Raw genomic sequence first — 13,295 nt, forward strand, 5'->3', positions numbered from 1 at the left:
CGCACCCACAGCAACTAATATAAACCAAGGGGTTTTGTTTGTGTCTGTAGAGTGGATTCGCCCTAACAAAAATCAACCACGAGACATTTTTAACGACGAAGCTTTGCAGGCTTTGTCTCAATCTATTAAGGTGCAAGGAATTTTGCAACCCATAGTGGTAAGGTCTTGCGGAGAACGAGCCTTTGAAATTATAGCAGGAGAAAGACGATGGAGAGCGGCTCAAAAAGCGGGCTTAAGCAAGGTTCCTGTTATTGTTAAAGAAGCCAATGATAAGCATTCTGCAGAGTTAGCTTTAATAGAAAACATACAAAGAGAAGATTTAAACCCTATGGAAGAAGCAGAAGCTTTACAAAAATTACTAAATACACAAGGGGTTACTCAGCAGGTTTTGGCAGATAGGCTGGGAAAAAACCGCGCCTCTTTAGCTAATTTATTAAGATTATTAAATTTAGACACAGAAGTGCGTAAGCTTTTAAGGGAAAACAAACTATCTTTAGGGCAAGCGAAGTTATTGTTAAGTTTAGAAGGCTTAGGGCTACAAAAACGATTTGCTTATTTAGCGGTTAAAAAAGATTTAAGCGTACAAGCTTTGTCACGGTTAATTAAAAAAGAAAAGCTAAAGGAAAAAGCGGCCAGCTTTACCGGCAAGGCAAAAACCGAAAAAGAAATACAATTAAGCAAGGTACAGGAACAAATTCAGAGAAAACTGGGGACTAAAGTTCAGATAGAGTATTCAAGTGGTCAGGGTTGTTTGAGTATTCATTTTTCCACAGACGAACAACTTAACAATATTGTGCAGTCTTTAGTGGGTTTAAAGTAAATCATGTTTCAAAACAGCGAAGTAACAGGGCTTTTAACAGAGGGAACTTTTTTTGAAGGCCATTTACGCTTTGATGGTGTTTTAAAAATGGGAGGGGAGTTTAAAGGCTCTTTAGAGTCACAAGGAACTTTAGTAGTTCAAGAAGGAGCTCTTGTAGAGGGAAAAATTTTAGTAGATACGGTTATTGTTTCGGGATCTATGAACAATGTAGAAATTTTTGCTAAAAAAAAGGTTCTATTGCAACCCACTGCGGTGGTAAAAGGTTTTATTGAAACAGCGGTTTTAGAGGTGAAAGATGGAGCCCTGTTTGAAGGAAGCATTAAAAAAATTAAAGCCACAGATTAGGCCAGCAAATTCAGAATAAAGCTTGACCCTTTTGGGCATAAAATTTAATAAGATAGCCATGAAACTAATTACTGACTTGGGGCTAAATTACACCTTTTTTGTTCAAGGAATTTTATTTTTAATTAGCTATATTTTTTTGTTGGCTTTGTTTCAAGCTTACTACAAAGCCTATTTACAAAGATGTAATTTAGTAGAGGGGCAAGGAAAGAAAGAAGAAGCCGACAAAATTCAAACACAAAAATTTCAAGAAAAATACGAAGTTAAACTAAAAGATTTAAATAAACAGGTGCAGGCTATTTTTGCAGAAGACAAAAAAGCGACAGTGCAAAAAGAACAAGAAATAATAACCACAGCACAAAACAGTGCAGAAAAATTAATAGCCGATTTACAAGTAAAAATTGATAGCGAAGTTAACAAACAAAAAGAACAAATAACCCCTTTTTCGCAAGAGCTAAGCAAAGTAATTACCAAAAGCGTTTTATAATTTATTATGTTTATTTTATTTATTTCTATTTTTACTTTTCCTTTTTTTGCAGAAGCCGCATCGGGGGCCCACGGGGGAATTCCTTGGGGATTAATTATTAGCCAAGTAGTTAATTTTAGTTTGTTAATTATTCTTGTAAAAATTTTTTTAAAAAAGCCTCTTGCAGTGGCTATTAAAACGCAAAAAGATCATTTTTTATCAGAAGAAGCTAGCGCAAATAAAAAGGCTAATGAAACAAAAGTGATTCTTCAACAATGGCAAGATAAGTGGCAGCAATTATCTCGGGCGGTTACACAAAAAATAGAAGAGGCCAAGGCTCACTCTGCACAAATGTCAGAAGAACAAATAGCTTCTGCAAATGCTCAAGCAGCACATATTTTAAAAAAATCTAAAAGCCAAATACAAGCCGAGGTTTTGCAAGCCAAAAACCACTTGGCCGAGTTATTATTACACACCGCCTGCGAAAAGGCTTTAGATAATCAAAAAACCCAAGGTACTGCTAGCAGTATAAATTTGTCGCTGTTAAAAAATAAAAAAGAAACCAAGAACTTTAATGAAAAAAACTAAACTAGCACAAACTTATTCAAAGGCATACTACTCCTTAGCCATGGAGCAAGCCTGCATTAAAGAAGTACTAAAAGATTGTAATAATCTTTTGGCCTTGTTTGAAAAAGAACCAAGCTTTTTGTTGTTTTTTGACAACCAAGTTTCTTCTATAAAAAAGCAAAAGCAAGCCCTGCAGGTTGTTTTAGATAAATTTAGCTTTCACACGGTTACAAAAAACTTTTTATCTTTGTTGTTAGAAAACAAAAGATTTTTTTTAATAAAAAATATAATTTCGCTTTTGTTTTTGTTGCAAAACGAACATAACAAAATATTAAAGGGAAGTGTTATTAGCGTAGCCTCGCTAAGCGATTTAGAAAAAAAACAGTTAGAAACTGCTTTAGTGGATCAGTTTAAAGCCAATGTTACTTTAGAGTACAAACAAGACCCTTCTTTAGCCGAAGGCTTTATTGTTAGGATTGCAGGGCACACACTAAACACTTCGTTTAATAATAAAATAGATAATTTAAATAAACATATAAAAAGAAACCTAAGTTTTTAAGGAGACAAAGCATGGATGTATCTATTCGTATTGATGAGATTAGCGGAATTTTAAAAGATCAAATTGCCAACTATGACCAAAAATTAAACTTTGAAGAAGTGGGCACGGTTTTGTCTGTGGGAGATGGAGTTGCACAAATTCATGGTTTAGAAAATGTAATGGTAGGGGAGCTTGTACAATTTTCTGCCGATTTATACGGAATGGCTTTAAACTTAGCAGAGAACTCTGTGGGTGTGGTGGTTTTTGGAGAAGACCGCAGTATTCGCGAGGGCGATGAAGTTAAGCGAACAAAAAAAATTGTTCGTGTTCCTGTGGGAGACGCACTGTTGGGCCGAGTGGTAGATGTACTGGGAAGACCCATTGATGGTAAAGGCGCTATTGATACTAAAGAGTTTCGATTAATTGAAGCAAAAGCTCCAGGGGTGATGACTCGTTATCCAGTTAGTGAACCAATGCAAACGGGAATTAAAGCGATTGATTCTATGATCCCCATTGGCCGCGGACAAAGGGAATTAATTATTGGTGATCGTCAAACGGGAAAAACCGCTATTACTATTGATACTATTATTAATCAAAAAGGGCAGAATGTTCATTGTTTTTATGTAGCTATCGGACAAAAACAATCTACAGTAGCACAGGTGGTGGAAAAACTAACTCAAGCGGGAGCTATGGAATACACTACTGTTGTTGCAGCCACGGCTTCTCAATCGGCGCCCTTACAATTTTTAGCTCCCTTTTCTGGTTGCGCTATGGCCGAGCACTACAGAGACAATGGTAAACACGCATTAATTATTTATGATGACCTTACTAAACAAGCACAAGCTTACCGACAATTATCTTTATTATTAAGACGACCTCCGGGAAGAGAAGCTTTTCCTGGGGATGTATTTTATATTCATTCCCGTCTTTTAGAAAGAGCTTGTAAATTAAATAAAGACGAAGGCGGCGGATCTTTAACAGCCTTGCCTATTATTGAAACTCAAGCGGGAGATATTTCGGCCTACATTCCTACCAATGTAATTTCGATTACTGATGGACAGATTTTTTTAGAAACCGATTTATTTCACAAAGGTATTCGACCAGCAGTGAATGTGGGAAAGTCGGTTTCTCGCGTAGGCGGGGACGCGCAAATTAAAGCTATGAAACAAGTAGCAGGAACTTTAAAATTATCTTTAGCACAGTTTAGAGAGCTAGAAGCTTTCTCTGCTTTTGCTTCTGATTTAGATAAAACAACGCAAGCACAACTGGCTCGAGGTCGCCGCATGGTTGAGGTGCTAAAGCAACCTCAATATACGCCCTATAAAGTTTATGATCAGATTATCTCGATTTTTGCTGTAACCAATGGTTATATGGACGAAGTACAAGAGTCTGACTCTGCCAGTTATGAAAAACAACTGTTAGAATTTATTTATCAAAACCATGCAAACATTATAACAGATTTAGAGGCCGGTAATAAAATTACCGATGAAATTAAAAAAGCATTAAAAAAGGCATTAGACAAATTTGCAATTATTTTTGCAAAGTAATTATTAAGAAGAGTAGAAAAGGGGTTTTAAATATATGTCTAATATGAAAGACATTCGCAGTCGAATTACCAGCGTTACTAATACGCAACAGATTACCAAAGCTATGAAGATGGTATCTGCTGCTAAACTTAGTAAGGCGCAAGCACATATTATTAATATGCGCCCTTACGCACAACAGTTGCGATCTTTAATTTCTCGCCTTGTTAAAAACCCAAAAATTCAACACCCTTTTTTAGAAAAAAAAGACAAAGTAGAAAATATTTTGTTAGTGGTAGTTAGTGGAGATAGAGGTTTGTGCGGAGGTTTTAATACCACGGTTAATCGTTTTGCAGAAAATTTTTTAACAACAGAGGCAAATAAATATAAAAGTATAGGTTTGTTTTTAATCGGCAAAAAAGCCATCGATTATTTTAAAGCACGACAGATTGAAGCCGTAGAGAGTGTACCTAATGTTTCTAAAGAGCTATCTTACAAAATGGCAGTAAGTATTTCTAATAAATTAATGCACTTTTTTAAGACTAACAAGTATGACGAAATTCATTTTGTTTATAATGAGTTTAAATCGGTTATTTCTCAAGAAAGAGTTGTGGAAAAAATTTTTCCTGTAGAGTATGAAGACAGTCCTGACGGACAAACATTTTCTGATGATTATATTTTTGAACCACCAGCTATGGAATTTTTAGAAAAGCTGCTAGTTAAGCATTTCACTAGCCAAGTGTATCGTTATTTAAGTGAAAGTGTAGCGGCCGAATATGCGGCTCGCATGACAGCTATGGATAGCGCCACTAACAACGCTAATGATATGATTAAAAAACTCACCCTAACTTATAATAAATTGCGCCAAGCAAATATTACAAAAGAGTTAATGGAGATTGTTAGCGGAGCAGAAGCAGTAAAATAAAGTTAAGTTAAGTTAAGTTAAATAAAATAAAGTTAAAGAAAAAAGGAAAGGAGTTTTAATGGAAAAAGTGACAATGGGGAAAGTAAAACAAATTACAGGTCCTGTTTTGGATGTGGAATTTGAAGAAGGTGCGTTACCAGAAATTTTAACAGCCTTACAAATCTCTAACCCTAATATTAATAATGAAGAATGGAATGTAACTTTAGAGGTGGCTCAACATTTAGGCGGAGGTGTTATTCGAGCCATTGCCATGGATGCCACAGAGGGTTTAACTCGTGGGCAAGCAGTAAAAAATTTAGGTATACCTATTTCGACTCCTGTGGGAGAGGGTGTTTTAGGAAGAATGTTAAATGTTACAGGCGACCCCATTGATGGCAAAGGAAAAGTGGACGCTAAAGAAGTTTGGCCCATTCACAGACAAGCGCCGCCATTTTCAGAACAATCTACTCATGCCGAAATGTTAATGACAGGAATTAAAGTCGTTGATTTATTAGCTCCTTATGCAAAAGGGGGAAAAGTAGGTTTGTTTGGAGGGGCGGGTGTTGGAAAAACCGTTTTAATTCAAGAGTTAATTCGTAACATTGCCACAGAACATGGTGGTTACTCTGTGTTTGCGGGAGTTGGCGAAAGAACAAGAGAAGGTAATGATTTATATCGCGAAATGACAGAGTCGGGAGTAATTGATAAAACGGCCTTGGTATTTGGCCAAATGAATGAACCGCCAGGGGCGAGAGCACGAGTGGCTTTAACAGGACTAACTCAAGCAGAATATTTTCGTGATGTTGCAGGACAAGATGTATTATTGTTTGTAGATAATATTTTTCGATTTACTCAAGCTGGGGCAGAGGTGTCTGCTTTGTTAGGAAGAATTCCTTCGGCGGTGGGTTATCAACCAACATTAAGTACCGAAATGGGAGATTTACAAGAGCGAATTACCTCTACAAAAAAAGGATCTATTACTTCTGTGCAAGCCGTTTATGTACCTGCAGATGATTATACCGACCCCGCTCCGGCAACAACATTTACTCATTTAGATGCAACTACAAATTTGGATCGTGAAATTGCGGCCTTGGGTATTTATCCCGCAGTGAACCCGCTAACTTCTACTTCTAGATTATTATCCCCCGACATTGTGGGAGAAGAACATTATAAAGTGGCAAGACAAATTCAAGCTTTGTTACAAAGGTACAAAGACTTACAAGATATTATTGCTATTTTAGGAATGGACGAACTATCTGACGAAGACAAAGCGGTTGTGGGAAGAGCCCGTCGAGTGCAAAGATTTTTAAGCCAACCCTTCTTTGTGGCAGAGCAGTTTACTGGTTTAAAAGGAGCTTATGTAGATGTTAAAGATACTATTAAAGGCTTTAAAGAAATTTTAGAAGGTAAACATGACGATGTTCCCGAACAAGCTTTTTATTTAGTAGGTACTGTAGAAGAAGCTTTGGAAAAGGCAAAAACTTTATAATTAAAATAAAACGCATTAAAAAAATGTAGTGAGCATTTTGGAGTATGTATTATGCAGCTAAGTTTAATATCCCCCGATAAATTGGTTTTTAATAACAAAGCTGTTAGCAGTATTGCCGTGGTATCCACGGAAGGTTGCTTACAAGTTTTAAAAGGGCATGCTCCGCTGCTAACTACTTTGGGCAAAGGGGCTTTAAAGTTTTATGATATTAATAAAAAGGCTTTTTCTTCTTATTTTGTAGAGGGGGGATATTTAGAAGTTTCGCCCCAAGGTAATGTTTTAATTTTAGCAGAAACGCTTAAGGATTAAAGCTAAAAGATTAAAGCTTAAAGGCTTAAGGCTTAAAAGTCAGAACAAGATTAACTTTTTATTTAAAAGTAAATTTTCATATACGAAAGTTTAGTTTTTTTTAGAGCCGTTGAGTTACCCTACCTTGTAGCTGTAGAATAATCTTGTGAAAAAGTTTAAATATTTTTTGTTGTGTCTGTTTGCTTTGTTTAGCCAAGCAGTTTTTGCTCAAGAAATTACTTTAGTTTGGGGCGACACGCTTTCTAAATTAATTTTTCAACACCACGGCCTTAATCTTAGTAACTGGAAAGTGGTTTTACCCTTATATCTTTCTTTAAACCCACAAATTGAAAATCCAAATTTAATTTATGCAGAAGAAAAATTAACTCTGCCCTCTCAAAAAAGAGTGTTGGCTTACATCAACGCTGCCAGTGACTTGGGTTTTGATGATAACGAAATACAAAACCCAAGTGTGCAAAAAAGAACTTCACTAATCGATCGAGTAGCTAACCCTTGGTCCATAGAGTGGCAGGTAGGGCCCTATTTAAAAGCTAGCGGAAAAGCTTCTAATGCTTTGGAATATAATTCTCAAGGCGGTTTTGATATGAATATAAAAAGTATTTATCACCTTAGCGATAAATACTCTATTGGTTTAAGCTCTAAATATTCTAAGAAAACTTATCTTTCTAACGAAGCTAATTCTGCTAAATTTAACTTTACTTTAAAAGAAGCCTACTTAGAAAGCTACATGAACTGGGACCTTTGGATTATTTCTGTATTATTTGGTGTTAAAGACCGACTAGCCTATGGGCCTAAGGGAATATTATTAGCGGCACAACATTTGGATTACGGAGTAGGAGTAGACTATCGGTTAATAAAAGAAAAAAACTGGAGTGGTTTGGTAGGAATAAAAGCGGTAACATTTACAGCCTCTTCTTCTTTGCCTGTGGGAGTAAATCAGTCTGGACACAGCATAAGTGCACGAGCCACTTTTAACTATAATTTTTGGAAAAACCATTTAATAGGAGTTGAATCGGTTTATAGTTTATCTCAAGGTAAAAATCAGCAGTACGATATTAACTTAGAAGATTTTATTACAAGAATAAAGCTACAGTTTAATTTCTAATTACTTTTAAGACGCCGCCATGGACTAAAGTAAGTAGTCAACAGACACTTTGACTACTTTGACTAATCAACAGACATTAATTTTTGTAAAGCTTGATAAACCACTTCCCACTGAGTATTTGTTATCTCTATTTTTACTAAATCGCTTTTACTTAATTGATATTTTTCTGGCTGCTTTTGTATTAAAGCAATTAACTGTTCGGCACAAGGGCTGTTGTTAGTAATTTTTAAATTTAACGAAGTGTTTTTTAAACTTACAGAAAGAATACCTGCAGTTTTTGCACAGTTTTTAATTAAAATTAGCCCCATTAAGTTGTAAACCTCCACGGGAGGTTTACAAAAATTGTTTCTTAATTCGTCCTCTAAAAAATCCATATCATTAATACTTTGGATGCTAGAAATTTTTTTATAATAATACAACCTTGTTCTAATGTCAGAAATATAGTTTTGAGGAATTAAACAAGGGTAGGGTAAATAAATATCTGGTTCTATATCAGAGGTAATATTGCTAATACTTTTATTTTGTTTTTTTAAAGTTTGATTGCTTTTTGCTTGGTTAATAGCTTCTTCTAATAATTCTAAGTAAAGCTCATAGCCAATGGCATTTAAAGTGCCTGATTGCTCTTCGCCTAACAAATCACCAGCCCCTCTAAGTTCTAAATCTTTTTGCGCAATATAAATACCACTGCCTAGCTTTGTATTATCTCGAATGCTGTGCAATCTTTCTAAAGCTTTTTCGTCTATATTTTGTTGTGGAGGTATTAGTAAATAACAGTAAGCGCGATGATTAGAACGGCCCACTCTGCCACGAATTTGGTAAAGCTGAGAGAGCCCAAACAAGTGAGCGTTATTAATAATTAAAGTGTTGGCGTTGGGTATGTCCAAACCAGATTCAATAATGGTGGTGCAAACTAGTATGTCTGTTTTTTTATTAGCAAAATCTAGCATAGATTGTTCTAATTGATTTTCGGGCAATTGTCCGTGAGCAAAGGCCACTTTGGCCGTAGGCACAAGCTCTTTTATTTCTGAACTAACAAGCTCTATGTTTTTTACTTTATTGTGTAAAAAAAAGATTTGGCCACCCCTTTGCATTTCTTGTTGAATGGCCTCTTTGATAATATTTTTATTGTAAGAATTAATAAAAGTTCTAATAGACAATCTATTTTGTGGAGGAGTTTGAATTAAGTTAATATCTTTTAAACCTAAAAGACTAAAGTTTAATGTTCTTGGTATAGGGGTTGCAGATAAAGTTAGGGTGTCTATATTTTTTTTAAGGTGTTTAATTTTCTCTTTGTGTTTTACTCCAAACTTTTGTTCTTCATCAATAATTAATAAACCCAATTTTTTATATTCTAGCTGATTGTTTAATAGCTTGTGTGTGCCAATAAGCACATCCACTTGCCCAGTTTTTAATTGTGCAATTACTTCTTTTTGTTTTTTTAAAGGCACAAAGCGGTTTAAAGTTTCTACTTGAACAGAAAAAGGGTTTAGTCGCTCAAAAAAGTGCTTGTGATGTTGAAAGGCTAATACCGTTGTAGGAACTAAAATAGCCACTTGCTTGTTATTTTCTATGGCTCGAGCACAAGCCCTTACCGCGACTTCTGTTTTTCCAAAACCCACATCTCCACAAATTAATCGGTCCATTGGGGTGGTGCTTAATAAATCACTTAACACACTATTAATAGCCTTGGCTTGATCTTTGGTTTCTTTGTAAGGAAAGCCTGCCGAAACATTTTTATACAATTCTTTAGAGGGGGTAAAGGCTGGTCGCTGTAGGCTTTTTCTTTGGGCATAAAGCTCTAAGAGTTCGAAAGAAATATCTTGAAGACGCTTTTTAACTTGTGTTTTGGTGTGCTGCCATTTGTTATTGCCCAACTTGTCTAAAATGGAGGTGTTACCAATATATTTTTTTATACTATTTATTTTATAAACAGGAATATACAACTGCTCTTTATCTTTATATTCTAAATGTATAAACTCCATTTCTTGACTAGATATAGTCATAAATTTTAATCCCAAATATCTTCCAACTCCATGTTGAATGTGAGTTACTAAATCGCCTGGGTTTAAAGAGTCTATGCTGATGGAGCCAAGCTGTAACTTTAATTGCTCTTGAGGGCGAAGGCTTTTTATATTTTTCACACTTAAAAGATCTTGTGCTTTTAGCAAAACAAGCTTTTCTTGCTCTAAAATAAAACTGCAACTAATGGGTTTTTGTATAATGCAAACGGCCTCTTCACTTATGTCGCTAAAGGATTCTAACTCAGATACAGGAATGTTTATGTCTAAAAATAAATTTTTTATTTCTACACTTTGGCTGTGTTTTTCAGAAGATAAAACAATTTGTATGTTTTTATTATTCCATTTTTTTATTTGCTCTTTTAAATAAACTTTTTTTTCTAATATATTTTTTTGTTTTATTTTTTGCGTAAAGGTCTTTAAGTTTTTTCCAGAAGAGGGAATTTCCACCAGTTTTTGGGAGTGAAGGCTGTTTTGATTTAAGTAAATAATATTTTGGTTTTTATGGCCACTGGATAGTTCGTTATTTATTTCGTTTAATGGACAAAAATTCCAAATACAACTATTTTTAGGAAAGTAATTTAATAAAGTTTCGGCATTATCTATTGGCGATTTTTTGTTCCAAAGCGTCTCTTGCAAAAGGCTTTGCATAGTAATTTGACTATCCACATCGAGGCTAAATAATGCAGTTACCGTATCGCCAAACAGCTCACACCGCGTAGGGGTAGAGTTTTGTGGGGAAAAAAAATCTAAAACTCCAGCTTTAATACTAAATTGCCCAGGCCCCTCAACAATCAAACTAGGTTTATAGCCCTTTTGAAGCATAAAATTTTCTACAGATATAGGAAAAGAGTAGTTGGGGGTGATGGAGGTTTGATTGCTTTTGTAGCTACTTGCCGAGGGGGCAATGCGTAAGTGGTGGATACTTAATAGAAAAATAGTTTCGGGGCTTGCCGTTTCTAGTGTTTTTAAAAAACGCAAAATAGCCCAAGGGTTTTCGTCCTCTTGAATATAGGTATAAATGGGGCGATTAGGGAGCAAAAAGCATAGATTTTTGTAAAGAGAATGCAGCTCTGCTTCTGTGCTGGTAATGACAAACTGAAGCTCAGAAACTTCTTGTAATTGTTTGACTATAAAAGCCTCTTTATGAAAGCCCTCTACAAAATATTGAGCAGGTATTTCTTGAAAAGAGAGGCTGCTAAGTTCTAGCTTTCTTGTTGACCGCATAGGAGAGTACAATCTATAACATAAACTAGGTATTTATGACAGCACTCTTTGCAATTTTATTTTTAATTTTTTTTGTTTTATGCTTTGGGGCTTTGCTACTAGGTGTGGCCTCTATTTTAGGTCCTAAAAAATCTAAAAGCGCTATCAAAAGCTCATCTTATGAGTGCGGCCTACCCTCCTTTGCGCAAACTAACAATGTACCGGTTAAATATTATTTAACAGCGATACTATTTATTATTTTTGATATAGAAATTGTTTTTATTTACCCTTGGGCTGTGGCATACAAAGATTTTTTAACAGCAGGGTGGGGGCTTTATATTTTAATAGCGATGTTAATTTTTATAGCTTTGTTTTTATATGGGTTAATTTGGGAAATTCGTTCAAAGGCTTTGGACTGGCACTAGGTTAAAGGATAACAGTGGATATAATGAACATAGCCATTAATGCTATTAAAATTATTTTTATTTTTTTATTAATGGTAAAAATTGTACCTTTACTAGTTTGGGTTGAGCGAAGAGCCTCGGCATTTATTCAAAACCGCTTTGGCCCAAACAGAGTGGGCCCTTTGGGTTTAACGCAATTGTTGGCCGACTTAATTAAGTTTTTATTTAAAGAAGAGTTTGTTCCTAAGGATGCAAAAAAAACTTTATTTTATCTAGCTCCAATTTTAGCTTTAATTCCAGGAGCCTTAGCTTTTGGAGCAATTCCTTTATCTGTTCCTTTTTCTATTCCTATTTTTACTTTTTTTAATCAGCAGTGGGGCCCTTATGTTATAGAATTTCAAAGCTATAGTTTAAACTTTTCTTTAGTGTTTATTTTGGGAGTGTCTGCTTTAGGAGTATATTCTATTTTGTTAGCAGGTTGGGCTTCGGCCAATAAGTACTCTTTGTTTGGAGCTTTGCGAGCAGCGGCTCAGGTTATTAGTTACGAATTGGCATTGGGCGTATCTTTGGCAGGTGTGCTGTTAATTTATTCCAGCTTTGATTTACAAACTATTGTTAGCGCACAACAGGGAGTTTTGGCTGTTGCTGTAGGCGATGTATTGCACAAGGTTTCTTTTTTACCCAACTGGGGTATTTTTTTTCAACCTTTAGGATTTGTCTTGTTTTTTATTGCTGTTTTTGCCGAAACCAATCGCCACCCTTTTGATTTGCCCGAGGCCGAGGCAGAGTTAGTGGCGGGTTACCACACAGAGTACGGTGGTTTAAAAATGAATATGTTTTACATAGCCGAATATGGACATATGTTGGTGGGGTCAGCCTTAATGACTGTATTATTTTTTGGAGGCCATCAAATCCCCTTTGTTAGCACCGCAGAGGTAAGTCAGTTTTTATTGTCTATGGGAGTGGGAGCAGGGTGGTTAAGTTTTTTAACGGCACTAACTTTATTTTCTGTATTTATGTTTAAAGTTTTTGTGTTTTTGTGGATTTTTATTTGGGTGCGTTGGACTTTGCCAAGATTTAAGTATGATCAGTTAATGCAGTTGGGTTGGACAAAATTATTACCACTGGGAGTATTAAATACTATTATTACTGCAATAATACTATTTATTTTTAAATAAAATGTTTTATTTTTTTGCTATTTTACTTTTATTTTCTGCGGTGGCTGTTGTGTCTACAAAAAATTCTATGACAGCTATTTTAGCTTTAACAGGCACCATGATTGTGCAGGCTTTTTTATTTTTTTTACTAAAGGCTTATTTTTTGGGGTCAGTACAATTAATTGTTTATACTGGCGCGGTAATGGTTTTATTTGTAATGGTTATTATGATTTTTAAAAATGAAGAGGCCACTTTTAAATCTACAGAAAAGCCAATATCTATATGGTTAAAAATTAGTGCTGTGGCTTGGTTTTCTGGCTTAGTAACTGGCATTTTTTTAGTGTCTAAAAACGCAATGCATTTAACTTTAATTTCTGACAACAGCTTTTCTGAATTATTAAAAGACATGAGCATTAAAGGCTTGTCACAAACTTTGTTTACCAAATA

14 protein-coding genes are annotated in these 13,295 nt (G+C 35.2%); 13 read left to right on the forward strand and 1 reads right to left on the reverse strand.

Annotated features, from left to right (window positions below; translation table 11 throughout):
- The 10 genes from HAW63_02180 to HAW63_02225 form a co-directional block, all read left to right on the forward strand.
- Nucleotides 1-820: ParB/RepB/Spo0J family partition protein (locus tag HAW63_02180; protein MBE8162778.1), on the forward strand; the 820-nt coding region annotated here is incomplete at its 5' end.
- 3 nt (nt 821-823) lie between these two features.
- Nucleotides 824-1,165 carry a polymer-forming cytoskeletal protein gene (locus HAW63_02185; protein ID MBE8162779.1) on the forward strand — a complete coding sequence of 114 codons (342 nt, stop codon included), beginning with the start codon at nt 824-826 and terminating at the stop codon, nt 1,163-1,165.
- A gap of 58 nt (nt 1,166-1,223) precedes the next feature.
- Nucleotides 1,224-1,649: an ATP synthase F0 subunit B gene (locus HAW63_02190; protein ID MBE8162780.1), complete on the forward strand. Its 426-nt coding sequence runs from the start codon at nt 1,224-1,226 to the stop codon at nt 1,647-1,649.
- Between the two features lie 6 nt (nt 1,650-1,655).
- Nucleotides 1,656-2,216 (forward strand): ATP synthase F0 subunit B, encoded by a 561-nt coding sequence (locus HAW63_02195; protein ID MBE8162781.1) that lies wholly within the window; start codon nt 1,656-1,658, stop codon nt 2,214-2,216.
- Nucleotides 2,203-2,754 carry an ATP synthase F1 subunit delta gene (gene atpH, locus HAW63_02200; protein ID MBE8162782.1) on the forward strand — a complete coding sequence of 184 codons (552 nt, stop codon included), beginning with the start codon at nt 2,203-2,205 and terminating at the stop codon, nt 2,752-2,754. The genes HAW63_02195 and atpH overlap by 14 nt, the downstream gene beginning before the upstream one ends.
- Before the next feature lie 11 nt (nt 2,755-2,765).
- Nucleotides 2,766-4,280, forward strand: coding sequence for a F0F1 ATP synthase subunit alpha (locus HAW63_02205; protein ID MBE8162783.1), 1,515 nt, complete (start codon nt 2,766-2,768; stop codon nt 4,278-4,280).
- A 34-nt stretch (nt 4,281-4,314) separates the two neighbouring features.
- The gene (atpG, locus tag HAW63_02210; protein ID MBE8162784.1) at nt 4,315-5,181 is read left to right on the forward strand and encodes an ATP synthase F1 subunit gamma; all 867 of its coding nucleotides are present in this window, start codon (nt 4,315-4,317) and stop codon (nt 5,179-5,181) included.
- Between the two features lie 58 nt (nt 5,182-5,239).
- Entirely contained in the window at nt 5,240-6,649 is a 1,410-nt protein-coding gene (gene atpD, locus HAW63_02215; GenBank protein ID MBE8162785.1) for a F0F1 ATP synthase subunit beta, read from the forward strand.
- Nucleotides 6,650-6,700: 51 nt separating this feature from the next.
- Complete coding sequence (locus tag HAW63_02220) at nt 6,701-6,958, forward strand: F0F1 ATP synthase subunit epsilon (GenBank protein MBE8162786.1); 258 nt, start codon at nt 6,701-6,703, stop codon at nt 6,956-6,958.
- A gap of 145 nt (nt 6,959-7,103) precedes the next feature.
- On the forward strand, nt 7,104-8,063 hold the full coding sequence (locus HAW63_02225) for a hypothetical protein (protein MBE8162787.1): 960 nt from the start codon (nt 7,104-7,106) through the stop codon (nt 8,061-8,063).
- A 62-nt stretch (nt 8,064-8,125) separates the two neighbouring features.
- Here HAW63_02225 and mfd read toward each other — a convergent pair whose 3' ends face one another.
- On the reverse strand, nt 8,126-11,308 hold the full coding sequence (gene mfd, locus HAW63_02230; GenBank protein ID MBE8162788.1) for a transcription-repair coupling factor: 3,183 nt from the start codon (nt 11,306-11,308) through the stop codon (nt 8,126-8,128).
- A gap of 35 nt (nt 11,309-11,343) precedes the next feature.
- Between mfd and HAW63_02235 the strand changes: the two genes are divergently transcribed.
- The 3 genes from HAW63_02235 to HAW63_02245 form a co-directional block, all read left to right on the forward strand.
- Nucleotides 11,344-11,712 carry an NADH-quinone oxidoreductase subunit A gene (locus tag HAW63_02235; GenBank protein ID MBE8162789.1) on the forward strand — a complete coding sequence of 123 codons (369 nt, stop codon included), beginning with the start codon at nt 11,344-11,346 and terminating at the stop codon, nt 11,710-11,712.
- Between the two features lie 23 nt (nt 11,713-11,735).
- On the forward strand, nt 11,736-12,869 hold the full coding sequence (locus tag HAW63_02240) for an NADH-quinone oxidoreductase subunit H (GenBank protein ID MBE8162790.1): 1,134 nt from the start codon (nt 11,736-11,738) through the stop codon (nt 12,867-12,869).
- 1 nt (nt 12,870) lies between these two features.
- Nucleotides 12,871-13,295, forward strand: a 425-nt coding sequence (locus HAW63_02245) for an NADH-quinone oxidoreductase subunit J (GenBank protein MBE8162791.1), incomplete at its 3' end; no start/stop codon positions are given.

The sequence above is a fragment of the Pseudobdellovibrionaceae bacterium genome (assembly GCA_015163855.1).
Lineage (GTDB): Bacteria > Bdellovibrionota > Bdellovibrionia > Bdellovibrionales > UBA1609 > JAAOIH01.

Bases quoted from the DNA above. Each gene is read 5' to 3' on its own strand.
- HAW63_02195 (MBE8162781.1), top strand. From the start codon at position 1,656: ATGTTTATTTTATTTATTTCTATTTTTACTTTTCCTTTTTTTGCAGAA.
- HAW63_02220 (MBE8162786.1), top strand. From the start codon at position 6,701: ATGCAGCTAAGTTTAATATCCCCCGATAAATTGGTTTTTAATAACAAA.
- HAW63_02240 (MBE8162790.1), top strand. From the start codon at position 11,736: ATGAACATAGCCATTAATGCTATTAAAATTATTTTTATTTTTTTATTA.
- HAW63_02185 (MBE8162779.1), top strand. From the start codon at position 824: ATGTTTCAAAACAGCGAAGTAACAGGGCTTTTAACAGAGGGAACTTTT.
- atpH (MBE8162782.1), top strand. From the start codon at position 2,203: ATGAAAAAAACTAAACTAGCACAAACTTATTCAAAGGCATACTACTCC.
- HAW63_02235 (MBE8162789.1), top strand. From the start codon at position 11,344: ATGACAGCACTCTTTGCAATTTTATTTTTAATTTTTTTTGTTTTATGC.
- mfd (MBE8162788.1), bottom strand. From the start codon at position 11,308: ATGCGGTCAACAAGAAAGCTAGAACTTAGCAGCCTCTCTTTTCAAGAA.
- atpD (MBE8162785.1), top strand. From the start codon at position 5,240: ATGGAAAAAGTGACAATGGGGAAAGTAAAACAAATTACAGGTCCTGTT.
- HAW63_02190 (MBE8162780.1), top strand. From the start codon at position 1,224: ATGAAACTAATTACTGACTTGGGGCTAAATTACACCTTTTTTGTTCAA.
- atpG (MBE8162784.1), top strand. From the start codon at position 4,315: ATGTCTAATATGAAAGACATTCGCAGTCGAATTACCAGCGTTACTAAT.
- HAW63_02205 (MBE8162783.1), top strand. From the start codon at position 2,766: ATGGATGTATCTATTCGTATTGATGAGATTAGCGGAATTTTAAAAGAT.